The 25,345-nt window shown below is 60.0% G+C and carries 20 protein-coding genes; 3 read left to right on the top strand and 17 right to left on the bottom strand.

Annotated features, from left to right (window positions below; genetic code table 11):
• Positions 1-131: 131 nt before the first annotated feature.
• The 16 genes from dnaE to rpsB all read right to left on the bottom strand — a co-directional run bounded on the left by dnaE (position 132) and on the right by rpsB (position 18,348).
• Entirely contained in the window at positions 132-3,653 is a 3,522-nt protein-coding gene (gene dnaE, locus F8N66_RS08185; protein WP_150769698.1) for a DNA polymerase III subunit alpha, read from the bottom strand.
• A gap of 77 nt (positions 3,654-3,730) precedes the next feature.
• Entirely contained in the window at positions 3,731-4,357 is a 627-nt protein-coding gene (gene rnhB, locus F8N66_RS08180; protein WP_150770155.1) for a ribonuclease HII, read from the bottom strand.
• 11 nt (positions 4,358-4,368) lie between these two features.
• Positions 4,369-5,499 (bottom strand): lipid-A-disaccharide synthase, encoded by a 1,131-nt coding sequence (lpxB, locus tag F8N66_RS08175; RefSeq protein WP_150769697.1) that lies wholly within the window; start codon positions 5,497-5,499, stop codon positions 4,369-4,371.
• Positions 5,500-5,501: 2 nt separating this feature from the next.
• Positions 5,502-6,278, bottom strand: a complete 777-nt coding sequence (gene lpxA, locus F8N66_RS08170; protein WP_150769696.1) for an acyl-ACP--UDP-N-acetylglucosamine O-acyltransferase — start codon at positions 6,276-6,278, stop codon at positions 5,502-5,504.
• Positions 6,275-6,715, bottom strand: coding sequence for a 3-hydroxyacyl-ACP dehydratase FabZ (gene fabZ / locus F8N66_RS08165; protein WP_007907157.1), 441 nt, complete (start codon positions 6,713-6,715; stop codon positions 6,275-6,277). Before fabZ ends, lpxA begins: the two co-directional genes overlap by 4 nt.
• Positions 6,716-6,823: 108 nt before the next feature.
• Positions 6,824-7,879, bottom strand: a complete 1,056-nt coding sequence (gene lpxD / locus F8N66_RS08160) for a UDP-3-O-(3-hydroxymyristoyl)glucosamine N-acyltransferase (RefSeq protein ID WP_150769695.1) — start codon at positions 7,877-7,879, stop codon at positions 6,824-6,826.
• A gap of 3 nt (positions 7,880-7,882) precedes the next feature.
• Entirely contained in the window at positions 7,883-8,386 is a 504-nt protein-coding gene (locus tag F8N66_RS08155) for an OmpH family outer membrane protein (RefSeq protein WP_007990260.1), read from the bottom strand.
• A gap of 45 nt (positions 8,387-8,431) precedes the next feature.
• Positions 8,432-10,807 (bottom strand): outer membrane protein assembly factor BamA, encoded by a 2,376-nt coding sequence (gene bamA, locus F8N66_RS08150; RefSeq protein WP_150769694.1) that lies wholly within the window; start codon positions 10,805-10,807, stop codon positions 8,432-8,434.
• Positions 10,808-10,879: 72 nt separating this feature from the next.
• The gene (gene rseP / locus F8N66_RS08145) at positions 10,880-12,232 is read right to left on the bottom strand and encodes a sigma E protease regulator RseP (protein ID WP_150769693.1); all 1,353 of its coding nucleotides are present in this window, start codon (positions 12,230-12,232) and stop codon (positions 10,880-10,882) included.
• 54 nt (positions 12,233-12,286) lie between these two features.
• Entirely contained in the window at positions 12,287-13,477 is a 1,191-nt protein-coding gene (gene ispC / locus F8N66_RS08140) for a 1-deoxy-D-xylulose-5-phosphate reductoisomerase (protein WP_150769692.1), read from the bottom strand.
• Complete coding sequence (locus F8N66_RS08135) at positions 13,474-14,280, bottom strand: phosphatidate cytidylyltransferase (RefSeq protein WP_150769691.1); 807 nt, start codon at positions 14,278-14,280, stop codon at positions 13,474-13,476. The genes ispC and F8N66_RS08135 overlap by 4 nt, the downstream gene beginning before the upstream one ends.
• Entirely contained in the window at positions 14,280-15,035 is a 756-nt protein-coding gene (gene uppS / locus F8N66_RS08130) for a polyprenyl diphosphate synthase (protein WP_150769690.1), read from the bottom strand. Before uppS ends, F8N66_RS08135 begins: the two co-directional genes overlap by 1 nt.
• A 13-nt stretch (positions 15,036-15,048) precedes the next feature.
• Entirely contained in the window at positions 15,049-15,606 is a 558-nt protein-coding gene (gene frr, locus F8N66_RS08125) for a ribosome recycling factor (protein WP_008000041.1), read from the bottom strand.
• Positions 15,603-16,346: a UMP kinase gene (gene pyrH, locus F8N66_RS08120; protein ID WP_003222124.1), complete on the bottom strand. Its 744-nt coding sequence runs from the start codon at positions 16,344-16,346 to the stop codon at positions 15,603-15,605. The genes frr and pyrH overlap by 4 nt, the downstream gene beginning before the upstream one ends.
• Before the next feature lie 210 nt (positions 16,347-16,556).
• Positions 16,557-17,420, bottom strand: a complete 864-nt coding sequence (gene tsf, locus F8N66_RS08115) for a translation elongation factor Ts (protein WP_150769689.1) — start codon at positions 17,418-17,420, stop codon at positions 16,557-16,559.
• A gap of 190 nt (positions 17,421-17,610) precedes the next feature.
• Complete coding sequence (gene rpsB / locus F8N66_RS08110; RefSeq protein ID WP_060541028.1) at positions 17,611-18,348, bottom strand: 30S ribosomal protein S2; 738 nt, start codon at positions 18,346-18,348, stop codon at positions 17,611-17,613.
• A 372-nt stretch (positions 18,349-18,720) separates the two neighbouring features.
• Between rpsB and map the strand changes: the two genes are divergently transcribed.
• From map to dapC, 3 genes are all read left to right on the top strand, one after another.
• The gene (gene map / locus F8N66_RS08105) at positions 18,721-19,503 is read left to right on the top strand and encodes a type I methionyl aminopeptidase (RefSeq protein WP_077044296.1); all 783 of its coding nucleotides are present in this window, start codon (positions 18,721-18,723) and stop codon (positions 19,501-19,503) included.
• Between the two features lie 42 nt (positions 19,504-19,545).
• Positions 19,546-22,248: a [protein-PII] uridylyltransferase gene (locus F8N66_RS08100; RefSeq protein WP_150769688.1), complete on the top strand. Its 2,703-nt coding sequence runs from the start codon at positions 19,546-19,548 to the stop codon at positions 22,246-22,248.
• A gap of 136 nt (positions 22,249-22,384) precedes the next feature.
• The gene (gene dapC, locus F8N66_RS08095) at positions 22,385-23,584 is read left to right on the top strand and encodes a succinyldiaminopimelate transaminase (RefSeq protein ID WP_150769687.1); all 1,200 of its coding nucleotides are present in this window, start codon (positions 22,385-22,387) and stop codon (positions 23,582-23,584) included.
• 97 nt (positions 23,585-23,681) lie between these two features.
• Here the strand turns inward: dapC and F8N66_RS08090 are convergent, their stop codons facing one another.
• Positions 23,682-25,313, bottom strand: a complete 1,632-nt coding sequence (locus F8N66_RS08090; protein ID WP_150769686.1) for a Na+/H+ antiporter — start codon at positions 25,311-25,313, stop codon at positions 23,682-23,684.
• Positions 25,314-25,345: the final 32 nt, after the last annotated feature.

Here is a 25,345-nt window from a genome sequence, read left to right as displayed (position 1 = left end):
TCTTGGGTCGACGTCCAAGAGAGCTTGGGCCGGCCGGTTGTCTATTCGCGCCCTACCTTAAGGGAGAGGCGCGTTCAGGTCGAGATTAAAAATTTGGGTCGCGGAGAAGGAAGCCTAATGCCACCTCACCGTCAACGGTATTGGAGGAAGACGTTGTCTCGCCCGAACTGGTCACGCAGGGCTTGAATCAACGCATCCGCCGGATCGATTCGCCAGCCTTCGCCGAACTGCAGCAAGGCCTTCGCATCGGGGCTGGTGTACTCCATGGTGATCGGGCACGCACCGCGATGACGCTTGAACAAGTCGCCCAACCAGCGTAGCTGATCGCCCTTGAGATCCTGGGTCTGGACCTTCAGGCGCAGGCTTTCGGCCAGGTTGGTGCGTGCGTCCTCCATGCTCATCACCCGCTTGACCCGCAACCGCAGGCCACCGGAGAAGTCGTCGTTGCTGACTTCGCCTTCGACCACCACCATCGCATCGGTCTGCAACAGCGACTGGGCGGAATGGAACGCATCGGCAAACAGCGACGCTTCGATCCGGCCCGAGCGGTCGTCAAGGGTGATAAACCCCATCTTGTCGCCCTTTTTGTTCTTCATCACCCGCAGGGCGATGATCATGCCGGCCACGGTCTGGGTATCACGCGCCGGTTTCAGGTCGATGATGCGCTGGCGGGCGAAACGGCGGATTTCACCTTCGTATTCGTCGATCGGATGCCCGGTGAGGTACAGGCCCAGGGTGTCTTTTTCGCCCTTGAGCCGCTCCTTGAGGGTCAGCTCCTTGGCCTTGCGGTGATTGGCGTAGACGTCGGCATCCGCTTCGACGAACAGACCGCCAAACAGGTCGGCGTGACCACTGTCGTGGGTCCGGGCGGTCTGCTCGGCCGCCTTGATCGCCTCTTCCATTGCCGTCAGCAAGACCGCGCGGTTGCGGTCGATATTGGCCTGATAGGCTTTCGGCTCGTCGTGGAAGTACGGCCCCAGGCGATCCAGCGCACCGCTGCGGATCAAGCCGTCGAGGGTCCGCTTGTTGATGCGCTTGAGGTCGACACGGGCGCAGAAGTCGAACAGATCCTTGAACGGACCGTCCAGGCGCGCCTCGGTGATCGCCTCGACCGGCCCCTCACCCACGCCTTTGATCGCGCCGAGGCCGTAAATGATCCGGCCTTCGTCGTTCACCGTGAACTTGAACTCCGAGGTGTTCACGTCCGGCGCGTCGAGACGCAACTTCATGGTGCGCACTTCTTCGATCAAGGTCACGACCTTGTCGGTGTTGTGCATATCCGCCGAGAGTACCGCCGCCATAAACGGCGCCGGGTAGTGCGCCTTGAGCCACGCGGTCTGGTACGACACCAGGCCATAGGCGGCGGAGTGGGATTTGTTGAAGCCGTAACCGGCGAATTTTTCCACCAGGTCGAAAATGTTACCGGCCAGGTCCGCGTCGATGTTGTTGGTGGCGCAACCTTCAATGAAACCGCCGCGCTGCTTGGCCATTTCCTCGGGTTTTTTCTTACCCATGGCTCGACGCAGCATGTCCGCGCCGCCGAGGGTGTAGCCGGCCATGACCTGGGCGATCTGCATCACCTGTTCCTGATACAGGATGATGCCGTAAGTCGGTGCCAATACCGGTTTGAGGCCTTCGTACTGGTAGTCCGAGTGCGGGTACGCCAGTTCGGCGCGACCGTGCTTACGGTTGATGAAGTCGTCCACCATGCCCGATTGCAGCGGGCCGGGACGGAACAGTGCCACCAGTGCGATCAAGTCTTCCAGGCAGTCGGGCTTGAGCTTTTTGATCAGCTCCTTCATGCCGCGGGATTCGAGCTGGAACACCGCTGTGGTTTCGGCTTTTTGCAGCAGTGTGTAAGTCGGCTTGTCGTCCAGCGGGATGAACGCGATGTCGAGCGGTGGCTCGTTGACCTTGGCGCGATCGCGGTTAATGGTTTTCAGCGCCCAGTCGATGATCGTCAGGGTCCGCAGACCGAGGAAGTCGAACTTCACCAGGCCGGCCGCTTCAACGTCGTCCTTGTCGAACTGGGTTACCAGGCCATCGCCCGCTTCGTCGCAATAGATCGGCGAGAAGTCGGTGAGCTTGGTCGGCGCGATAACTACACCACCGGCGTGCTTACCGACGTTACGCACAACGCCTTCGAGCTTGCGGGCCATTTCCCAGATTTCCGCAGCCTCTTCATCGACCTTGATGAAGTCGCGCAGGATCTCTTCCTGCTCGTAGGCCTTTTCCAGGGTCATGCCGACTTCGAACGGAATCATCTTCGACAGACGATCCGCCAGGCCGTAGGACTTGCCCTGCACCCGCGCCACGTCCCGGACCACAGCCTTGGCCGCCATGGAACCGAAGGTGATGATTTGGCTTACCGCATTGCGGCCGTATTTCTCGGCCACGTAGTCGATCACCCGGTCGCGACCGTCCATGCAGAAGTCGACGTCGAAGTCGGGCATGGAGACCCGTTCCGGGTTAAGGAAACGCTCGAACAGCAGGTCGTATTCCAGGGGGTCGAGATCGGTGATCTTCTGCACATAGGCCACCAGCGAACCGGCACCCGACCCACGGCCCGGGCCTACCGGCACGCCGTTGTTCTTGGCCCACTGGATAAAGTCCATCACGATCAGGAAGTAACCGGGGAAGCCCATCTGGATGATGATATCCAGCTCGAAATTCAGCCGATCGACGTAGACCTGACGCTTGGCTTCGTAGTCTTCGGTGGTGTCCTTGGGCAACAGAACGCTAAGACGCTCCTCAAGCCCTTCGAACGACACCTTGCGGAAATACTCATCAATGGTCATGCCATCGGGAATCGGGAAGTTGGGCAGGAAGTGCGTGCCCAGCTTCACTTCGATGTTGCAGCGCTTGGCAATCTCGACGGTATTTTCCAGCGCTTCGGGGATGTCGCTGAACAGCTCGGCCATTTCCTCGGCGCTTTTGAGGTATTGCTGATCGCTGTAATTCTTAGAGCGCCGCGGATCGTCGAGGGCGCGGCCCTCACCGATGCACACGCGGGTTTCGTGGGCGGCGAAATCTTCCTGCTTGATGAAACGCACATCGTTGGTCGCGACCAGCGGCGCGCCGATCTTGTCGGCCAGGGCCACGGCGCCGTGCAGTTGCTCTTCATCGTTGGGACGGTTGGTGCGCTGGATTTCCAGATAGAAACGGTCGGGGAACACCGCCATCCATTCGCGCGCCAGGGCTTCGGCTTCGTCCGGGTTGCCGCTGAGCATGGCCTGGCCGATCTCACCCTCTTTCGCAGCCGACAGCATGATCAAGCCGTTGTTGGCTTCGGCCACCCATTCACGCTCGATGATGATCGCGCCATTGCGCTGGCCGTCGATGAAACCGCGAGAAATCAATTCGGTGAGATTGCGATAGCCTTCGGCATTCATCACCAGCAGACTGATCCGGCTCAACGCGTTATCCGGATCCTTGTTCGACAGCCACAGGTCAGCGCCGCAGATCGGCTTGATCCCCGCGCCCATGGCATTTTTATAGAACTTGACCAGGGAACACATGTTGTTCTGGTCGGTGACCGCGACGGCAGGCATGTTCATGCCAACCAGGGTCTTGACCAGCGGCTTGATCCGCACCAGACCATCGACCAGGGAGTATTCAGTGTGCAGGCGTAGGTGAACGAATGAAGCCGGCATATTGATCCTGTCTGTAAACATGGAGACAAAGAGGCCCGGATTGTACCGGGCCTTGGTAAAAAAAATCAGCCTCGCGACTAACTCTCGATCAAGCCTTCCCGCGCCTCGTAAGCGAGGCGTACCGGGGCAAACGAGCGCCGGTGAATAGGCGTTGGGCCAAGACGGGCGAGGGCTTCCAGATGAACGGGGGTCGGGTAGCCTTTGTGGCCGCCGATGCCGTAACCCGGATAGATCAATTCGAAAGCAGACATTTCACGATCACGGCTGACCTTTGCCAGAATCGACGCGGCCGCGATGGCGGGGACCTTGCTGTCGCCTTTAACCACGGCTTCAGCACGCATCGGCAGTTTCGGGCAGCGGTTACCGTCGATCATCGCCAGCTTGGGCTGGATGTGCAGTCCGGCCACGGCGCGCTGCATGGCCAGCATGGTGGCATGCAGGATATTCAGCTCGTCGATTTCTTCGACTTCCGCGCGGGCAATGCACCAGCTCAGGGCTTTTTCACAGATTTCGTCGTAGAGCTTTTCACGGCGGGCTTCGGTGAGCTTCTTCGAATCGTTCAGGCCAAGGATCGGGCGATTCGGATCCAGGATCACCGCGGCGGTCACGACGGCGCCACAGAGCGGGCCGCGACCGACTTCATCAACACCGGCAACCAACTCTTCGACTTCAGCGACCAAGGTGAAATCCAGCCCCATCTGCATGCTTTTTTTACTCATTGTACTTGGCCGATCAGGTTCAGTACCGCATCCGCCGCCTGGTTGGAGGCATCCAGACGCAAGGTACGGTGGATTTCGTCGAAACCGCGGGTCTGTTCCTGGCCATCCTCGATCAGCGGCGACAAGGTCTGGGCCAGCGCCTCGACGGTCGCGTCGTCCTGTAGCAGCTCAGGCACCAGCAAGCGCTGGGCCAGCAGGTTCGGCAAGGACACGTACGGGCTTTTCACCATGCGCTTGAGGATCCAGAACGTCAGCGGTGCCAGGCGATAAGCGACCACCATGGGCCGCTTGTACAGCAGGGCTTCCAGCGTTGCGGTTCCGGAGGCAATCAACACGGCGTCGCAGGCGGCCAGGGCCAAATGGGATTTGCCATCGAGCAGGGTCAGCGGCAGATCACGACCGGCGAGCATTTCTTCAAGCTGCACACGGCGCTCGGGACTGGCGCATGGCATGACGAACCGTACGCCGGGGCGCATGGCCCGCAGGCGTTGCGCGGTATCGAGGAACAGCGCACCGAGGCGTCCGACTTCGCCGCCGCGACTGCCCGGCATCAACGCGACGAGGGGCCCGTCAGGCAAGCCAAGCTCGGCGCGTGCGGCGGCGCGATCGGCTTCGAGCGGAATCGCATCGGCCAGGGAATGCCCGACAAACCGCACCGGTACGCCCTTCTCTTCGTAGAATTTCGCTTCGAACGGAAACAGCGTGAGCATCAGGTCGCAACCTTCGCGAATCTTCAGCACCCGCTTCTGCCGCCAGGCCCAGACCGACGGGCTGACGTAATGCACGGTCTTGATCCCGGCCTGACGCAGCTTGAGTTCGATGTTGAGATTGAAGTCCGGTGCATCGATACCGATGAACACATCCGGCTTCGCGGCAATCAGGTCGGCCACCAGCTTCTTGCGGCGTGCCAGCAACTCGCGCAGCCGGCCCAGCACTTCGACCAGGCCCATGACCGACAGACGCTCCATCGGAAAGTAGGACGTCAGGCCTTCAGCCTGCATCAACGGACCGCCGACACCGATGAACTCGATCGCCGGATGACGGGCCTTGAGCGCGCGCATGAGGCCCGCGCCGAGAATGTCGCCGGAAGCCTCACCCGCCACCAGCGCAATACGCAGATTGGCCATGATTATCGGGTGATGCCACGGGTCGAAGACTGGATGGAATCACGGAAGACCGCCACTTCCGGAAACTGCGCCGAAGATTCGGCCAGTTCGGCGAGCGCCTGCTCAACCGTCAGGCCCTGGCGGTAGACCACCTTGTAGGCGCGACGCAGGGCGTGGATGGCGTCTTCGCTGAAACCACGACGGCGCATGCCCTCGAAGTTCATGCTGCGGGCTTCGGCCGGGTTACCGAACACCGTGACGTAGGCAGGAACGTCCTTGCCTATTGCAGTCCCCATGCCGGAAAAGCTGTGGGCACCAATGTGGCAATACTGGTGAACCAGGGTAAAACCGGACAGGATGGCCCAGTCTTCCACGTGCACATGGCCGGCAAGCGCCGTGTTGTTGACCAGGATGCAGTGGTTGCCGATGACGCTGTCGTGACCGATGTGCGCATAGGCCATGATCAGGTTGTGATCGCCCAGGGTCGTTTCCGAACGGTCCTGGACCGTCCCACGGTGAATCGTCACGCCTTCGCGGATGACGTTGTGGTCACCGATCACCAGGCGTGTTTCCTCGCCCTTGTATTTCAGATCCGGCGTGTCCTCGCCTACCGAGGAAAACTGGTAGATGCGGTTGTACTTACCGATTCGGGTCGGGCCTTTGAGAATCACGTGCGGCCCGATGACCGTTCCCTCGCCGATTTCCACACCTGCGCCGACGATCGACCACGGGCCGACCTCGACACCGTCAGCCAGGACGGCTGCCGGATCGATGATTGCGCGAGGGTCAATCAAACTCATAGTTTGCGTTCCGCGCAGATGATTTCAGCAGAGCAGACCGGCTTGCCATCGACCGACGCCTGGCACTCGAACTTCCAGATCTGGCGCTTGCAGCTCAGGAACTTGGCTTCGAGGATCAGCTGGTCGCCCGGCAACACGGGCTGGCGGAAGCGCAGCTTGTCGGAACCGACGAAGTAGTAAAGGGTGCCGTCGGCCGGTTTCACGTCGAGCATCTTGAAACCCAGGATCCCGGCAGCCTGAGCCATCGCTTCGATGATCAGCACGCCCGGCATGATTGGATGCGCGGGAAAGTGACCATTGAAGAACGGTTCGTTGATGCTGACATTCTTGTAGGCGCGAATGCGCTTGCCTTCCACATCCAGATCCACGACCCGGTCCACCAGCAGGAACGGGTAACGGTGAGGCAGGTATTCGCGAATCTCGTTGATGTCCATCATTTCGGGGGGAAGCCTATGTAAAGATTGGGAGTGCGCGATTGACGCGCACCCCTCTAGCAAATCAAGGACGCAGTCTAGCGGCTGTGCACACTTGATATGGAAATGGTATCAGCCATCTGATGAAGCATTACCGCCAGGGGTCACGTCCCCTACCTGCTTTTCAAGCTGTCGCAAACGTCGCGCGATGTCATCGAGCTGACGGATACGTGCCGCGCTTTTGCGCCACTCGGCTGCCGGCTGCATCGCCGTACCGGAAGAATAGGCGCCCGGCTCGGTGATCGAGTGGGTCACCATGGTCATCCCGGTGATGAAAACGTTGTCGCAAATGTCGATATGCCCCACCAGCCCTACGCCACCGGCGAGCATGCAATGCTTGCCGATCTTGGTGCTGCCGGAAATGCCCACGCAGGCCGCCATGGCCGTGTGATCACCCACCTGAACGTTATGGGCGATCTGAATCTGGTTGTCGAGCTTCACGCCATTGCCAATGATGGTATCGGCCAGCGCACCACGGTCGATGGCCGTGTTCACACCGATTTCAACGTCGTCGCCGACCAGCACACCGCCGATCTGGGCAATTTTCTGCCAGATGCCCTTCTCGTTGGCGAATCCGAAGCCTTCGCCACCGAGCACGGCACCGGATTGAATCACCACCCGCTTGCCGACGCGCACGTCGTGATACAGGGTGACGCGCGGTGCAAGCCAGCCACCTTCGCCAATCATGCTGCGGGCGCCGATGAAGCAATGCGCGCCAATGGTCGTGCCGGCATCCACTCGCGCCCCGCTTTCGATGACCACAAAGGCACCGATGCTCGCCGCAGGGTCAACCACCGCGTCCGCCGCAATCACTGCGGTTGGATGGATACCGACGGCCGCCTTGGGCTTGGGATCGAACAGGTGGGAAACACGGGCGTAGGCCGCATACGGATCAGGCACCACCAGTACGTTTCCGGCAAAAGCTTCGGCGTCAGCGGCTTTGAGCAACAAGGCTGCCGCCTGGCTGCCGGCCAGGTACTTTCGGTATTGGGGGTTTGCGAGAAAGCTCAACTGAACTGGGCCAGCCTCCTGCAAGGTGGCTAGCCCAGTGATTACTTTCTCCGGGTCACCACGCAGGGTGGCCCCGAGGAACTCGGCCAATTGGCCGAGCTTAATGGTCGCTGTCATGGATTACTTCAGCTGATTCATGCGCTCGATAACCTGGCGAGTGATGTCGTATTGAGGCTTGACATCAATCACTGCGCCACGCTCGAAGACCAGGTCAAAAGCACCTTTCTTGATGACTTCTTCCACAGCGCTGTCCAGTTTTGGCTTGAGCTGCTTCAGCATTTCACGGTCGGCAACGGCTTTGGCTTCGTTCAGTTCCTTGGACTGGAACTGGAAATCACGCGCCTTTTGCTTGAATTCAAGCTCCAGGCGCTCACGCTCGCCTTGCTGCATCTTGTCGCCACCGGCCATAAGGCGATCCTGAATACCCTTGGCGCTGCTTTCCAGCGTCTTGAGCTTGGTCAGTTGAGGACCGAACTTTTTCTCGGCATCCACGGCGTATTTCTTGGCCGCATCGGATTCCAGCAGGGCCATCTGATAGTTCAGAACGGCAATTTTCATGTCGGCAAATGCCGGGCCTGCTACCAGTACGGAAGCCAGCAGAACCAATTGAGTCAACTTACGCACGATGCACTCCTACAAAATCCATTGTCGTTATCTTGGGTCAGACGCTTAGAACGTCTGGCCGAGGGAAAATTGGAACACTTGAGTTTCAGCGTCATCCGGTTTCTTGATCGGCATGGCCAACGCAAAACTCAGAGGACCCAGTGCGGTGACCCAGGTCACACCCACACCGACGGAACTTGCCATGTTGCTCAAGCTGATGTCGTTGCACTTGGTGTTGGACTTCGTGCCATCGGCGTTTGTAGTGTCCGAGCACGAGGAGTCGAACACGTTACCCACATCCCAGAATACCGACGTGCGCAGGGAACGCTGATCCTTGACGAACGGCAGAGGGAACAGAACCTCTACACCACCCTGGATCAGGACGTTACCACCGAACGGCAGTGGATCCTGGTCGGGGTCCACCGCAGTGCCTGGGTTTTTACCGGTACTTGGCGTACTGCGAGGACCCAAAGTGCTGTCCTTGAAGCCACGAACCGAGTTGAAACCACCAGCATAGTAGTTTTCGTAGAATGGCAAGCCATCGGTCGAACCGTAGCCATCGCCATAACCCAGTTCGGTGTGCAGGCGCATGGTGTAGTTGTCGCTCAGCGGCTGGAACAACTGGCCACGGTAATCAAGCTTGAAGAACGACAGGTCGCTGCCCGGCGTCGTGGTTTCCAGCACGAGGCTCTGGGAATGACCACGCGTCGCGAGCACGCCCTTGTTCAGGGTGGACTCGGACCAGCCGGCCGAAGCCTTGAAGTTCAGGTACTTGTCGCCTTCCTTGTTCACGAAGTCGAAAATCTCGTCAACGGTATAGACACCGGTCTTGATCTCGTCCTGCTGAACCGTCAGGCCGAAGGTCAGGCGCGAAGTCTCGCTGATCGGGTAACCAACGCTTGCACCCGCACCCAGGCTGTCTACGGAGTAGCTGGCCACGTCGACATCGAGGTCATCGTAGTCGGTGGTGCGATAGAACGCGTTGTATCCCAGGCTCACGCCATCAGCGGTCCAGTAGGGGTCGACATAACCGAAGTTGTAACGACTCTGGTATTCGCTGCGGGTCAAACCGATGCTGACCTTGTTACCGGTACCGAGGAAGTTGTTCTGGGTGATCGAACCACCGAGGATCAGACCGGCGCTCTGGGCGAAACCGACGCTGGCGGTAATCGAGCCGGACGCTTGTTCTTCCACGCTGTAGTTCACATCGACCTGGTCGTCGACACCCGGTACGGCCGGGGTCTCGACGTTGACCTCCTTGAAGAAGCCCAGGCGTTCAAGACGGGTCTTGGACTGGTCGATCAGGTAGGTCGAAGCCCAGCCACCTTCCATCTGACGCATTTCACGACGCAGCACTTCGTCTTCCGACTTGGTGTTGCCACGGAAGTTGATGCGGTTCACGTAGGCACGCTTGCCCGGATCGACCGCGAAAGTGATGTCTACGGTGTGATCTTCGTCATGGGGCTGTGGCACGCCGTTGACGTTGGCAAAGGTGTAACCCTCGTTGCCCAGGCGACGGGTGATCAGCTCGGACGTGGTGGTCATCAGCTTGCGCGAGAACACCTGGCCTTTCTGCACCAGCAACAGGGACTTGACCTGGTCTTCAGGGACTTTCAGGTCACCGCTCAGCTTGACGTCACGAACGGTGTACTTGTCGCCTTCGTTGATGTTGACGGTGATGTAGACGTGCTTCTTGTCCGGGGTGATGGACACCTGGGTCGAAGCGATATCCATGTTGATATAGCCACGGTCCAGGTAGTAGGAACGCAGACGCTCCAGGTCACCGGAGAGTTTTTCACGTGCATATTTGTCATCGTTCTTGAAGAACGACAGCCAGTTGGTCGTCTTGAGCTCGAACAGGTCGATCAGGTCTTCATCGGGGAAGACCGTGTTGCCCACCACGTTGATGTGCTGGATAGCCGCAACGGTGCCTTCGTTGATGTTGACCTTCAAGCCGACGCGGTTGCGCGGCTGCGGCACCACTTCGGTGTCGACGGTTGCCGAGTAGCGGCCCTGGGCAACGTACTGGCGTTGCAGCTCGTTACGTACGCCTTCGAGGGTGGCACGCTGGAAGATCTCGCCTTCGGCCAGACCGGATTGCTTGAGGCCTTTCATCAGGTCTTCAGTGGAGATCGCCTTGTTACCCTCGATCTCGATACTTGCAACCGACGGACGCTCGACCACCGTGATGACAAGGACGTTGCCATCGCGGCCCAGCTGGATATCTTGAAAGAAACCGGTTTTGAACAGCGCACGAGTGGATTCCACCAGGCGACGATCATCCGCCTGTTCACCGACGTTCAACGGCAAAGCACCAAAGACGCTACCCGCGGAGACCCGCTGGAGGCCATTGACGCGAATATCAGAGATAGTGAAGGACTCGGCGTGAACTTCGGCGATCATCAATACGGTGAGAACCGCAGTTAGCAGCAGACGTTTCATGAAGTCCTTTCTTATTCCAACTGGCAATAAACAAACTGCCGCAAAATGCGGCAGATTCGCAATTCAGCGACGTTACAGACGGCCTAGATCATTGACCAGAGCGAGCAACATCACTCCGACCACCAAACTGATACCGATCTGTATCCCCCAACCTTGCACCCGATCCGACAAGGGACGACCACGCGCCCACTCGATCAGATAAAACAACAAATGCCCCCCATCCAGCACAGGAATGGGCAACAAATTCAGAACCCCCAGGCTAATACTCAGATAAGCAAGGAAATTCAGGAAATCAGCGACACCCGACTGGGCCGAAGCGCCCGCCACTTTAGCAATGGTTATCGGTCCACTCAAGTTTTTTACCGAGAGCTCGCCGAACAACATTTTCTTCAGTGAATCGAGGGTCAGCACGCTCATGGTCCAGGTACGTCGAGCCCCCTCTCCAATTGCAGCCAAAGGACCGTAGCTGACCTCGCGAATCATCTCCGGCGGCCAATCGACCGCCTTCACCCCAGCCCCCAGGTAGCCACTCGGCGCCTTTTTCTCGCCGCGTGCCGCCAGCGTGACAGGGACGTCGATTTGAGCACCGTCGCGCTCGACCCGCAGCATGATTTTGGTATCAGGGCGCATACGAACGGTATCGACCACTTGCTGCCAGTCATCCAGCGACTTGCCGTCGAGAGCCAGCAGACGGTCCCCCATCTTCAGCCCGGCTGCCTGCGCCGGTCCTTTGGGATCCAGCTCGGCCAACACCGGTGGCAGCGCCGGACGCCAAGGGCGAATACCCAGCGAGCGAATCGGATCCGGCTCGTCGGCCCCCTTGAGCCACTTGTCCAGCGCCAGCTCGCGGGGCGAATCGATGGTGGAGCCTTGCTCGCGGACCGACACCTGCAGCGAACCGCTCTCACCCAGGCGACGCACCAGCTGCAGATTTACCGCCGCCCAGCCGGAAGTTGGTTCGCCGTCGATCGAGATAATTTCCTGACCCGCGCCCAGACCCGCTTTGGCGGCAATGCTGCCGGACTCTACGGCACCGATGACCGGGCGCACCTGCTCGCTGCCGAGCATGGCCAACACCCAGAAAAACCCCAGCGCTAATAGAAAGTTGGCAATCGGCCCGGCGGCCACGATGGCGATGCGCTGACGAACCGACTTGCGATTGAAGGATTGATCGAGCTGATCAAGCGGTACTTCGCCTTCACGCTCATCGAGCATCTTCACGTAGCCACCCAGCGGAATGGCAGCCACGACGAACTCAGTGCCCTGCTTGTCGTGCCAGCGCAGCAGCGGCATGCCAAAGCCTACGGAGAAACGCAGCACCTTGACCCCACAGCGACGCGCGACCCAGAAGTGGCCGAACTCGTGGAAGGTAACCAGCACGCCCAAAGCCACCAGGGTGCCGACAATCATATAGAGGGCGCTCATCTACTTTCTCCGCATACCTGTCCGGTGCCGCATGGGCCAACGCATTGCAGCACTTTACCGCCCGTGACGACTCAACCATTGTTCGGCCAGCACACGCGCTTTCGCGTCCGCCGTGAACACCGCCTCGAGATCATCCACTGCCACCACGGGCTCAAGATTCAATGTTTCTTCGATGATACTCGCGATTTCCGGGTAACGAACCCGTCCGTCGAGAAACGCCGCAACAGCGACCTCATTCGCCGCGTTCAGCATGGCCGGGGCACTGTTACCCGCCTCGGCAGCCTGCCGCGCAAGACGCAGGCACGGAAAACGCTCTTCATCCGGTGCCTGGAAGTCCAGGCGCGCGACGGCGAACAGATCCAGTGGCGGCACACCCGAATCAATTCGCTCTGGCCATGCCAGTGCGTTGGCGATGGGCGTGCGCATGTCCGGGTTACCCAATTGAGCCAAAACCGAGCCATCGATGTAGTCGACCAGCGAATGAATCACACTTTGCGGATGAATCACCACTTCGACCTGGGACGGCTTGGCATCAAACAGCCAGCAGGCCTCGATCAACTCAAGCCCTTTGTTCATCATGCTGGCCGAATCCACCGAAATCTTGCGCCCCATGGACCAGTTCGGGTGAGCACAGGCCTGCTCCGGCGATACATGGGCCAGTTCCGCCATGGGCGTCTGCCGGAACGGACCGCCAGAAGCCGTCAGCAAAATCCGGCGCACACCGACCGCGCCAAGCCCGCGGGCAAAATCCCGTGGCATGCACTGGAAAATCGCGTTGTGCTCACTGTCGATCGGCAGCAACACCGAGCCGCTCTTGCGCACGGCTTGCATGAATAATGCGCCGGACATGACCAGCGCTTCTTTATTGGCCAGGAGGATTTTCTTGCCTGCCTCCACGGCCGCCAGGGTCGGACGCAAACCCGCCGCGCCCACGATGGCCGCCATGACCGCATCGACTTCCGGATCGGCGGCGACCTGGCACAGGCCCTCCTCCCCCACCAGCACGCGGGTCGACAGGCCGGCGGCATGCAGATCATCCTGCAAATTACGGGCGGCGCCGACTTCGGGCACGACGGCAAAGCGTGGGGCGTGCTTGATGCAGAGCGCCAGCAATTCACTTAAACGGGTGAAACCGCTCAAGGCGAAGACCTGGTAACGCTCGGGATGGCGCGCGATGACGTCGAGGGTGCTCAGACCGATCGAACCGGTCGCCCCCAGCACGGTGATCTGTTGTGGGCGGCTCATGGTGCAGCCATCCACAGGAGAACGGCAAATACGGGAATCGCCGCGGTCAGGCTGTCGATACGGTCCAGCACACCGCCGTGACCCGGCAGCAGATTGCTGCTGTCCTTGATCCCCGACTGACGCTTGAACATGCTTTCGGTGAGGTCGCCCACGACCGAGATGAACACGATCACGGCCGCACCGATCAACCCCTTGAACAACTCGGCAACGGTCCAGTCACGGACAAACCCGACGATGACGGTGATGACCAGGCTCAGGACCAGGCCACCGTAGACCCCTTCCCAGCTCTTGCCGGGACTGACCTGCGGCGCCAGCTTGCGCTTGCCGAAGGCCCGGCCGGAGAAATACGCGCCAATATCGGCGCCCCATACAAGCACCATCACCGCCATGATCAACCAGTTGCCGAGCGGGTATTGCTTGATCTGCACCAGGCCTTGCCAGGCAGGCAACAGGATCAACAGGCCGATCACCAGCTTGCAGGCGGCACTCGCCCAGTGCTCGCTGGAGCGTGGATACGTCAGCACCAGGTAGGTCGCAATGCCCCACCAGAGCACGGAAGCCCCCAACACCCAAGGCGCAAGGCCGGGCAGGATGTGCATGACAAACAGCATCAACGCGACGACAGCGGCATAGCCCACGCGCATCGACTGGGACGTGAAGCCCGCCAGACGCGCCCACTCCCAGGCACCCAGTGTCACAACCAGCCCGATGAACAGTGCAAAGCCCGAACCCTCGAGCAGGAAAAACCCGCACAGGGCAATCGGCAGCAGGATCAGCGCGGTGATGATTCGTTGTTTAAGCATTAAACCCGGGCTCCAGCCTCGACCTGCTCGCTCGTTTTACCGAAGCGGCGCTGGCGAGATGCGAAATCGGCCAGCGCGTTGCGCATGGCGTCGTGTTTGAAGTCCGGCCAGAACAGGTCGGAGAAGTACAACTCGGCATACGCGAGCTGCCAGAGCAGGAAGTTGCTGATGCGATGCTCGCCACCGGTACGGATGCACAGGTCCGGCAGCGGCAGATCGCCGGTGGCCAGGCAGGTTTGCAGCAGGTCCGGCGTGATGTCCTCCGGACGCAGATGCCCGGCCTGGACTTCCCGCGCCAGCCGCTGGGCGGCTTGCGCGATATCCCACTGACCGCCGTAGTTGGCGGCGATCTGCAGGACGAAGCGATTGGCGCCGGCGGTCATGGCCTCGGCTTCGCGCATGGCAGCCTGAAGCTCCGGGTGAAAACGCGAACGATCGCCAATGATGCGCAAACAGATGTTGTTGTCGTTCAGGCGCTTGGCCTCGCGACGCAATGCCTTGAAGAACAGGTCCATCAAGGCACTGACCTCATCGGCCGGGCGTTGCCAGTTTTCACTGGAGAACGCGAACAGGGTCAATACCTCGACCCCGGACTCGGCACACACCTCGATGACCGCACGAACTGCATCCACACCCGCTTTATGCCCGGCGACACCCGGCATAAAGCGTTTTTTCGCCCAGCGATTATTGCCATCCATGATGATCGCGACATGGCGCGGCACCGCGGACGGCGCAGTCTGCTTGGTCTTGTCCATTAACACGTGACCCTTATACGGCCATCAGGTCTTTTTCTTTCTGCGCCAGGTCCGCGTCGATTTTAGCCACGAACTTTTTGGTCAAATCATCGATTTCGCCAGTAGCACGACGCTCTTCGTCTTCGCTGATTTCCTTCTCCTTGACCAGATCCTTGAGCTGGCTGTTGGCATCACGACGGATGTTGCGCACCGCAACACGAGCGTCTTCAGCCACATCGCGTGCCTGCTTGGTGAAGCCCTTGCGGGTTTCTTCGGTCAGGGCCGGCATGGAGATCAGCAGCAACTCGCCCAGGTTCGTCGGGTTGAGGTTCAGGCCGGCACTGCCGATGGCCTTGTCGACGGCGCCCAGCATGTTGCGTTCGAAAGCAACGACTTGCAGGGTACGGGCGTCCTTGACGGTGATGTTCGCCACTTGCTTGATCGGGGTGTCGGAGCCGTAGTACGGCACCATCACGCCTTCCAGAATGCTTGGGTGCGCCTGGCCGGTACGAATGCGGCCGAAGTTGTGCGCCAGCGATTCCACGGATTTCTGCATGCGCTCTTGAGCGTCTTTCTTGATTTCGTTGATCATTGTTGGCCTTCCTCGATCAGGGTCCCTTCAGCGCCGCCATGCACGATGTTCAGCAGGGCGCCGGGCTTGTTCATGTTAAATACGCGCAGCGGCATTTTATGGTCGCGGCACAGGCAAATAGCGGTCAGGTCCATCACACCCAGCTTGCGATCCAGCACTTCATCGTAGGTCAGATGATCGAACTTCTCGGCATGCGGGTCTTTGAACGGGTCAGCGGTGTAGACACCATCGACCTTGGTTGCCTTGAGCACGACATCAGCGTCGATTTCAATTGCACGCAGGCAGGCAGCCGAGTCCGTGGTGAAGAACGGGTTGCCCGTACCGGCGGCGAAAATCACCACGTCCTTGGAGTTCAGGTGGCGCATGGCCTTGCGGCGATCGTAGTGATCGGTCACACCCACCATGGAAATGGCCGACATCACGATGGCGGAGATATTGGCACGTTCCAGCGCATCGCGCATGGCCAGGGCGTTCATCACAGTGGCCAGCATGCCCATGTGGTCGCCAGTGACCCGATCCATGCCGGCCTTGCTCAGTGCCTCGCCGCGGAACAGGTTACCGCCACCGATCACCAGGCCGACCTGGACACCAATGCCGACCAGCTGGCCGACTTCCAGTGCCATGCGATCCAGAACCTTCGGATCGATCCCGAACTCTTCCGAGCCCATCAGGGCCTCGCCGCTAAGTTTGAGTAGAATGCGTTTATAGCGAGCCTGATAACCACTGCCCTGCTGAGCCATTGCGAATCTCTCCTGCGGCGTATTTTAAAAAATCTTTGCGAGCTGTTTTCAGCTGGCGTTCACTCTAGCTTGGCGCTGCTTCAGCGCCATCGGAACATGGCTTTGTAAGCCAGTTCCAAACGGAAACCAATTAAAAATTGGTAACCCATCTGAAAAGAGGCTGCGCGCGTGAGCGGGCAGCCTCTTCAGGGCGACAGTTAAAAAACCGTCTTATTGCTTGGCAGCGGCCAGTTGTGCAGCAACTTCTTCAGCGAAGTTGTCAACTGGCTTCTCGATGCCTTCGCCAACCTTGAAGTAGGTGAAGGAAACGATTTCAGCGCCGGCTTTCTTGGCCAGGGCACCAACGGTGATTTCCGGGTTCATCACGAAAGCTTGCTCAACCAGGCTGGCTTCGGCCAGGAACTTGGTGATACGACCAGCAATCATCTTCTCGACGATTTCTGCTGGCTTGCCTTTCATCTTGTCTTCGTTAAGCGTCAGGAAGACGCCCTTCTCGCGCTCGATGGCTTCTGGCGAAACCTGCGATGGCAGCAGGAACTCAGGGTTGCTTGCCGCCACGTGCATGGCGATTTCCTTGGCCAGTTGGACGTCGCCGCCCTTCAGGACAACAGCAACACCGATCTTGTTACCGTGCAGGTAAGTGCCAACCACGTCGCCTTCAACGCGAACCAGGCGACGGATGTTGACGTTTTCGCCAACTTTGGCCACCAGGGCTTCACGAGCCGATTCGCGAGAAGCGATCAGCGGAGCTGCGTCAGTCAGCTTCTCGGCGAAGGCTTGCTCAACGCTTTCAGCAACGAAGTTCTTGAAGTCGTCTTGCAGAGCCAGGAAGTCGGTCTGCGAGTTCACTTCCAGCAGGACGGCGGACTTGTCGTCGGCCTTGATGGCGATTGCGCCTTCAGCGGCAACGTTGCCGGCTTTCTTGGCAGCCTTGATGGCGCCCGAAGCGCGCATGTCATCAATGGCTTTCTCGATGTCGCCGCCAGCCTTGGTCAAGGCCTTTTTGCAGTCCATCATGCCTTCGCCGGTACGCTCGCGCAGTTCTTTGACCAACGCTGCAGTAATCTCTGCCATTTCAAAATTCCTCTTGGATAGGTTATCAACCATTCCACCCGATCGAACGGGCGTTCAATTCTTCCCGAACCACCTTTGTTAGCTGCCGCACGTTACAGATAAGGCAGTGGGCGCCGACAAATGGTTTTCGAGGTGGCAAAAAGGGGGCCAAGCCCCCTTTTTGCTTACTGAGTCAACGCCAGGGCGTTAATTACTCAGCTGCAGCTGCCGGAGCTTCTTCAACGAAAACTTCGGTGCCGCCGGAAACGTTGTTGCGACCACGGATAACAGCGTCAGCCATCGAACCCATGTACAGCTGGATAGCGCGGATTGCGTCATCGTTGCCTGGGATGATGTAGTCAACGCCTTCCGGGCTGCTATTGGTATCGACTACGCCGATAACCGGGATGCCCAGCTTGTTGGCTTCGGTGATCGCGATGCGCTCGTGATCAACGTCGATAACGAACAGAGCGTCTGGCAGACCGCCCATGTCCTTGATACCACCCAGCGAACGATCCAGCTTTTCCAGGTCACGGGAGCGCATCAGCGCTTCTTTCTTGGTCAGCTTGGCGAAAGTACCGTCTTCGGCTTGTACTTCAAGGTCACGCAGACGCTTGATGGAAGCACGGATGGTCTTGAAGTTGGTCAGCATGCCGCCCAACCAGCGGTGATCGACGTACGGCGAACCGCAACGTGCTGCTTCTTCAGCAACGATCTTGCCAGCGGAACGCTTGGTGCCGACGAACAGAATCTTGTTTTTGCCCTGGGCCAGACGCTCTACGAAAGTCAGAGCTTCGTTGAACATTGGCAGGGTTTTTTCAAGGTTGATGATGTGGATCTTGTTACGCGCGCCGAAAATGTATTTACCCATTTTCGGGTTCCAGTAACGGGTCTGGTGACCGAAGTGCACACCGGCCTTCAGCATATCGCGCATGTTGACTTGGGACATGATAGTTCCTTAATAAGTCGGGTTTGGCCTCCACGTATCCCAATGACCAACCAGCAGCATCAGCTGAAGGCACCCAGGTCATCGTGTCGACACGTGTGTGGATTTAGGCTTTACGGGGCATCCCCGGAAAGCGGCGCATTTTATACCACAGGGTCGGGCAAAACGGAACCCGGAATCTGAAATCCTGACATGTGTGGCCTGCCAGCCCTTGGAATCCGCCCAGAATGCACCATCCTATAGAGAGAAGCGATGCACAGAGGCGCGGATTTGCGCTGATCGTCTGTTAGAATCGCGATTTTAAGGGCTGCGCAGTTCGTGTGCGCAATGCCCATTCCGTTTTGTGAAGCGCCGTCGAGCGCAGAGAGAGCCTGTATGACCGTCACCCTCAAAACCCCCGAGGACATCGCAAAAATGCGCATCGCCGGCAAACTGGCCGCCGATGTGCTGGAAATGATTGCCGAACATGTCAAACCGGGCGTCACCACTGATCAACTGAACCAGATCTGCCACGACTATATCGTCAACGAGCAGAAAGCCATCCCTGCCCCGCTCAACTACAAGGGCTACCCGAAGTCGATCTGCACCTCGATCAACCACGTGGTCTGCCACGGCATCCCGAACGATAAGCCGCTGAAGGATGGCGACACCCTGAACATCGACGTCACCGTCATCAAGGACGGTTACCACGGCGATACCAGCCGCATGTTCCACGTCGGTACCGTGCCGGTCTGGGCCGAGCGCCTGTCGCAAGTGACCCAGGAATGCATGTACAAGGCGATCGAAATCGTCAAGCCTGGCTGCCGCCTCGGCGACATCGGTGAAATCATCCAGAAGCATGCCGAGAAGAACGGTTTCTCGGTGGTTCGCGAATTCTGCGGCCACGGCATCGGCAAAGTCTTCCACGAAGAGCCGCAGATCCTGCACTACGGCCGCGCTGGCACCGGCATGGAACTGAAGGCCGGCATGACCTTCACCATCGAACCGATGATCAACCAGGGCCGTGCCGACACCAAGGTGCTGGGCGACGGCTGGACCGCGATCACCAAGGACCGCAAGCTGTCGGCGCAGTGGGAACATACCCTGCTGGTCACCGAGACCGGATACGAGATCTTCACCTTGCGCAGCGACGACACCATCGCGCGCGTATCGGCCTGACGACCGCACCGCTCACAGCCTTATAGATAGGAAAGCCAATCGATGCCGCAGGTGGATCCCGAACTCTTCGACCGCGGCCAGTTCCAGGCTGAACTGGCCCTGAAGGCAAGCCCTATCGCGGCCTTCAAGAAGGCGATCCGCCAGGCCCGCGAAGTGCTTGATACGCGCTTTCGCAACGGCCGGGACATTCGCCGGCTGATCGAGGATCGTGCCTGGTTCGTCGATAACATCCTGCAAAAGGCCTGGGACCAGTTCAACTGGAGTGAAGACGCCGATATCGCGCTGGTGGCGGTCGGTGGCTACGGGCGCGGCGAGCTGCATCCTTATTCCGACATCGACCTGCTGATCCTCCTGGACAGCGCCGACCATGAAGTCTTCCGCGATTCCATCGAGCGCTTCCTGACGCTGTTGTGGGACATCGGCCTGGAGGTCGGCCAGAGCGTACGGTCGGTCGACGAATGCGCCGTCGAGGCCCGCGCCGACCTGACGGTGGTGACCAACCTGATGGAAAGCCGGACCATTACCGGTCCGGAACACCTGCGCCAGCGCATGCTGGATGTCACCAGCACGGCGCACATGTGGCCGAGCAAGGACTTCTTCCTGGCCAAGCGCGCCGAGCAGAAGGCCCGGCACCACAAATACAATGACACCGAATACAACCTGGAACCCAACGTCAAGGGCTCGCCGGGAGGCCTGCGCGACATCCAGACGATTCTCTGGGTGGCCCGTCGCGAGTACGGCACCCTGAACCTGCGGGCATTGGCGGGCGAAGGCTTCCTGGTGGAGAGCGAAAACGCCCTGCTGGCGTCTTCCCAGGAGTTCCTGTGGAAAGTGCGTTACGCCCTGCACATGCTCGCCGGACGCTCCGAAGACCGCCTGCTGTTCGATCACCAGCGCACCATCGCCAAGCTGCTGGGGTTCGAGGGCGACGATGCCAAGCAAGCCGTCGAAAATTTCATGCAGCAGTATTACCGGGTCGTCATGAGCATCGCCCAGCTCAGCGACCTGATCATCCAGCACTTCGAAGAAGTCATCCTCGCCCCGGAAGACGAGGCGGCGCCGCAGCCGATCAACTCGCGATTCCAGCTGCACGACGGTTACATCGAGGCGCGCAACGACAACGTGTTCCGCCGCACCCCGTTCGCCATGCTGGAAATCTTCGTGCTGATGGCCCAGCAGCCGGAAATCAAAGGCGTGCGCGCCGACACCATTCGCCTGCTGCGGGAAAACCGTCACCTGATCGACGATGATTTCCGCAACGACATCCGCAATACCAGCCTGTTTATCGAGCTGTTCAAGTGCAAGATCGGCATCCACCGCAACCTGCGCCGGATGAACCGCTACGGCATCCTCGGGCGTTACCTGCCGGAGTTTGGGTTTATTGTCGGGCAGATGCAGCACGACCTGTTCCACATCTATACGGTCGATGCACACACCCTGAACCTGATCAAACACCTGCGCAAATTGCAGTACACCCAGGTCTCGGAAAAATTCCCGCTGGCCAGCAAGCTCATGGGCAAGCTGCCTAAACCCGAGTTGATCTACCTGGCCGGCCTGTACCACGACATCGGCAAGGGCCGGCATGGCGATCATTCGGAAATCGGTGCCGTGGATGCCGAGGCTTTCTGCCAGCGCCACCAGCTTCCCGCGTGGGACAGCCGCCTGATCGTCTGGCTGGTGCAGAACCATCTGTTGATGTCGACCACCGCCCAGCGCAAGGACCTGTCCGACCCGCAGGTGATCCATGATTTCGCGCAGATCGTCGGTGACGAAACCCACCTCGACTACCTGTACGTACTGACGGTCGCCGATATCAACGCCACCAACCCGACGCTGTGGAACTCCTGGCGCGCCAGCCTGTTGCGCCAGCTCTACACCGAGACCAAGCGCGCGCTGCGCCGTGGCCTGGAAAACCCGGTGGACCGCGAAGAGCAAATCCGCCAGACCCAGAGCGCGGCCCTGGACATCCTGGTGCGCGGTGGCACCGATCCGGACGATGTCGAGCAATTGTGGGCGCAGCTCGGCGATGATTATTTCCTGCGCCACACCGCCGGCGATGTCGCCTGGCACACTGACGCGATCCTCCAGCAACCGGCCGACGGCGGGCCGCTGGTGCTGATCAAGGAAACCACGCAACGGGAATTCGAGGGTGGCACGCAGATCTTCATCTATGCGCCGGACCAGCACGACTTCTTCGCCGTGACCGTGGCCGCGATGGACCAGCTCAACCTGAACATCCATGACGCCCGGGTCATCACCTCCAGCAGCCAGTTCACCCTCGACACCTACATTGTGCTCGACACCGACGGCGACTCGATCGGCGATAACCCGGCACGGGTCAAGCAGATCCGCGACGGCCTGACCGAAGCCCTGCGCAATCCGGACGACTACCCGACGATCATCCAGCGCCGGGTGCCGCGCCAGCTCAAGCATTTCGCCTTTGCACCGCAGGTGACGATCCACAACGACGCGCAGCGTCCGGTCACCGTGCTGGAGCTCACGGCACCCGACCGCCCTGGCCTGCTGGCGCGGATCGGAACGATTTTCCTGGAATTCGACCTGTCGCTGCAGAACGCCAAGATCGCCACCCTCGGCGAGCGCGTGGAAGACGTGTTCTTCATCACCGACGCCCACAACCAGCCGCTGTCCGACCCGCTGCTGTGCAGTCGCCTGCAGGATGCGATCGTCCAGCAATTGAGCGTTAACCAGGAACCCGATATCAAGTTGTCGCGCATCAGTATCTGAATCAACATATTCCCCCTGTGGGAGCGGGCTTGCTCGCGAAAGCGGTGTGTCAGTCAACACATTCGTAACTGACGCACCGCTTTCGCGAGCAAGTCGAAACGTCGCACCGCCGCTCCTACATTGAACGAGACCCCTCATGAACAACGCTCTGTCCCAGCTCCAGCCCTACCCGTTCGAGAAACTCCGTGCCCTGCTCGGCAGCGTCACGCCGAACCCGGACAAGCGCCCTATCGCGTTGTCCATCGGCGAGCCGAAACACCGTTCGCCGAGCTTCGTCGCCGAAGCCCTGGCCAGCAATCTGGATCAGATGGCCGTTTATCCGACCACCCTGGGTATCCCGGCGCTGCGTGAAGCCATTGCCGCCTGGTGTGAGCGTCGTTTCGGTGTGCCCAATGGCTGGATCGACCCGGCGCGCAACGTGCTGCCGGTCAACGGCACCCGCGAAGCGCTGTTCGCCTTCACCCAGACCGTGGTCAACCGGGGCGATGACGCCTTGGTGGTCAGCCCGAATCCGTTCTATCAGATCTACGAAGGCGCGGCGTTCCTCGCCGGCGCCAAGCCGCATTACCTGCCCTGCCTGGATGAAAACGGCTTCAACCCGGATTTCGATGCGGTGTCGCCGGACATCTGGAAACGCTGCCAGATCCTGTTCCTGTGCTCGCCAGGCAACCCGACCGGTGCGCTGATCCCGGCCGAGACCCTGAAAAAGCTGATCGCCCTGGCTGACGAACATGACTTCGTGATTGCCGCGGACGAGTGCTACAGCGAACTGTATTTCGACGAACAAACCCCGCCGCCCGGCCTGCTTAGCGCCTGCGCGGAACTGGGGCGCAAGGACTTCAAGCGTTGCGTGGTGTTCCACAGCCTGTCCAAGCGTTCCAACCTGCCGGGCCTGCGCTCCGGCTTTGTCGCCGGTGATGCGGATATCCTCAAGGGTTTCCTGCTGTACCGCACTTATCACGGCTGTGCGATGCCGGTTCAGACGCAACTGGCCAGCGTGGCCGCGTGGAACGACGAAGTACACGTGCGCGCCAACCGGGCGCTGTATCGCGAGAAATTCGACGCGGTTCTGGAAATTCTCAGCCCGGTGCTGGACGTGCAGCGCCCGGATGGCAGCTTCTACCTGTGGCCGAACGTGGCCGGTGATGACGCGGCCTTCTGCCGCGACCTGTTCGAGCAGGAGCACGTGACCGTGGTGCCGGGCTCCTACCTGTCGCGTGATGTCGATGGCGTCAACCCGGGCGCCGGGCGCGTGCGCATGGCATTGGTTGCACCGCTGGCCGAGTGCGTTGAAGCCGCCGAGCGGATTCGCGATTTCATCCAGCGCCGCCAATAACCGCTCTGCGTAGGAGCTGCCGCAGGCTGCGATCTTTTGATTTTCAAGGGCAAGAGCAAAAGATCGCAGCCTGCGGCAGCTCCTACAAGGACCAGGGTTATTTCACCTGACCTAGCTTGGCCTCGCTCAAATCCAGCTCCCCCAACACCTCGCGCAACACGTCATCACCAATCTGGTGCTGACGGCTGAGGCTGTACAGCTCCAGACGTTGCGCCCGCAGCGCCTTCAGTCGCAAGCGTCGCTCCAGCAAATCCATCTGGAACGCCAGGGCCTGGGCTTCGGCGGAGTCGTTGAACACCTCCAGCTGATGCCGATACTCGGACATGATCCGCGCCTTGAGTTCGGCTGCCAGCGCGGCCTCGGCGGCGTCCTGCGGACTGACCTCCTCGGTTTCCAGCGCATGAATGGCCGCCTCGGCGGTCTTGCGCCAGGCGTCGCGCACTTCGTTGCGGCGCTTGTCGTCGGGGCTTTTCTCGATGCCCCGCAGCAGTAAGGGCAAGGCGATGCACGCGGCAATCAACGACAGCAGGATCACCCCGGCGGCGATGAAAATCAGCAGGTCGCGCTCGGGAAACGCGCTGGCGCCCATGAGCATCGGCACCGACATCACACCCGCCAGGGTGACCGCGCCTCGCACGCCACCGACGGTCAACAGCCAGCAGGAGCGCGCGCTCGGCACCCGGGTTATTTCGTCCTTGCCGCGCCAGCGCCGTACATAAATGGACAGGCGCCAGATGCTTTGCACCCAGACAAACCGCAGCACCAGCAACACCAGGAAAATCAGTGCCACGTCGAAACAGCGGTAAAGCAGCGTCGGCCACAACGAGTCTTCATGGCTGGCCACGGCTTTGATGATGTCCGGCAATTGCAAGCCCAACAGCAGGAAGATCAAGCCGTTGAAGGCGAATTCCAGCAGCGACCAGACGCTGCGATTGAGCAGGCGAGTATTAGTCTGGCGCGGCAGCAGATCGAGCCAGCTCTGCATCATTCCCGCTGCCACCGCCGACAGAATGCCTGACGCGCCCACGCGCTCGGCCAGTACGTAGGCGGCAAACGGCAGCAATAACATGAACACCACGTGAGTGGCCGGGTCATCCCAGCCACGGGCAATCATCCATGACCGCATGCGCCCGACCAGCCAGCTCAAGGCCACGCCAATGGCCAGCCCGCCGACCGCCACCAGCACAAATGTCACGCTGGCATTGGCCAGCGAAAACACACCGGTCACCGCCGCTACCAGGGCAAACTTGAACGTCACCAGGCCCGAGGCATCGTTCATCAACGCCTCGCCTTGCAGCATGTGCATCAAGGGGGTCGGCAAACGGTTCTGCGAGATCGCCGACACCGCCACGGCGTCCGTGGGCGACAGCACCGCCGCCAGGGCAAAGGCGACCGGCAGCGGGATACTCGGCAATAACCAGTGAATGAAATACCCGGCCCCCACCACCGTGAACAGCACCAACCCCACCGCCAGCGTCAGTATCGGCCCGCGCAAGCGCCAGAATTCGCGCTTGGGCATGCGCCAGCCATCGGAAAACAACAGCGGCGGCAGGAACAGAAACAGAAACAACTCGGGGTCAAGCGCCACATGCAGGCCGAGCGTCGGCCAGGCAAGCAAGGCGCCAGCGGCAATCTGCACCAACGGTAACGGCAGAGGAATCACCCGTCCGATCAGACGCGAAACGCCGACCAGCATGAGCAGGATCAGGACGGTATAAGCGGTTTGCATAAAGCGTGGTTCCCGGACAATCGACAGCATTG

It is taken from the genome of Pseudomonas fluorescens (assembly GCF_902498195.1).
GTDB classification, from domain to species: Bacteria; Pseudomonadota; Gammaproteobacteria; order Pseudomonadales; family Pseudomonadaceae; genus Aquipseudomonas; species Aquipseudomonas fluorescens_BU.
Note: the sequence above shows the minus strand (reverse complement) of the source record. Positions and strands in the feature narration are given on the sequence as shown.

Excerpts from the sequence above, each read along its gene's own strand:
- dnaE (WP_150769698.1), bottom strand. The coding sequence starts at position 3,653 with ATGCCGGCTTCATTCGTTCACCTACGCCTGCACACTGAATACTCCCTG.
- rnhB (WP_150770155.1), bottom strand. The coding sequence starts at position 4,357 with ATGCAGATGGGGCTGGATTTCACCTTGGTCGCTGAAGTCGAAGAGTTG.
- lpxB (WP_150769697.1), bottom strand. The coding sequence starts at position 5,499 with ATGGCCAATCTGCGTATTGCGCTGGTGGCGGGTGAGGCTTCCGGCGAC.
- lpxA (WP_150769696.1), bottom strand. The coding sequence starts at position 6,278 with ATGAGTTTGATTGACCCTCGCGCAATCATCGATCCGGCAGCCGTCCTG.
- fabZ (WP_007907157.1), bottom strand. The coding sequence starts at position 6,715 with ATGATGGACATCAACGAGATTCGCGAATACCTGCCTCACCGTTACCCG.
- lpxD (WP_150769695.1), bottom strand. The coding sequence starts at position 7,879 with ATGACAGCGACCATTAAGCTCGGCCAATTGGCCGAGTTCCTCGGGGCC.
- bamA (WP_150769694.1), bottom strand. The coding sequence starts at position 10,807 with ATGAAACGTCTGCTGCTAACTGCGGTTCTCACCGTATTGATGATCGCC.
- rseP (WP_150769693.1), bottom strand. The coding sequence starts at position 12,232 with ATGAGCGCCCTCTATATGATTGTCGGCACCCTGGTGGCTTTGGGCGTG.
- ispC (WP_150769692.1), bottom strand. The coding sequence starts at position 13,477 with ATGAGCCGCCCACAACAGATCACCGTGCTGGGGGCGACCGGTTCGATC.
- F8N66_RS08135 (WP_150769691.1), bottom strand. The coding sequence starts at position 14,280 with ATGCTTAAACAACGAATCATCACCGCGCTGATCCTGCTGCCGATTGCC.
- uppS (WP_150769690.1), bottom strand. The coding sequence starts at position 15,035 with ATGGACAAGACCAAGCAGACTGCGCCGTCCGCGGTGCCGCGCCATGTC.
- frr (WP_008000041.1), bottom strand. The coding sequence starts at position 15,606 with ATGATCAACGAAATCAAGAAAGACGCTCAAGAGCGCATGCAGAAATCC.
- pyrH (WP_003222124.1), bottom strand. The coding sequence starts at position 16,346 with ATGGCTCAGCAGGGCAGTGGTTATCAGGCTCGCTATAAACGCATTCTA.
- tsf (WP_150769689.1), bottom strand. The coding sequence starts at position 17,420 with ATGGCAGAGATTACTGCAGCGTTGGTCAAAGAACTGCGCGAGCGTACC.
- rpsB (WP_060541028.1), bottom strand. The coding sequence starts at position 18,348 with ATGTCCCAAGTCAACATGCGCGATATGCTGAAGGCCGGTGTGCACTTC.
- map (WP_077044296.1), top strand. The coding sequence starts at position 18,721 with ATGACCGTCACCCTCAAAACCCCCGAGGACATCGCAAAAATGCGCATC.
- F8N66_RS08100 (WP_150769688.1), top strand. The coding sequence starts at position 19,546 with ATGCCGCAGGTGGATCCCGAACTCTTCGACCGCGGCCAGTTCCAGGCT.
- dapC (WP_150769687.1), top strand. The coding sequence starts at position 22,385 with ATGAACAACGCTCTGTCCCAGCTCCAGCCCTACCCGTTCGAGAAACTC.
- F8N66_RS08090 (WP_150769686.1), bottom strand. The coding sequence starts at position 25,313 with ATGCAAACCGCTTATACCGTCCTGATCCTGCTCATGCTGGTCGGCGTT.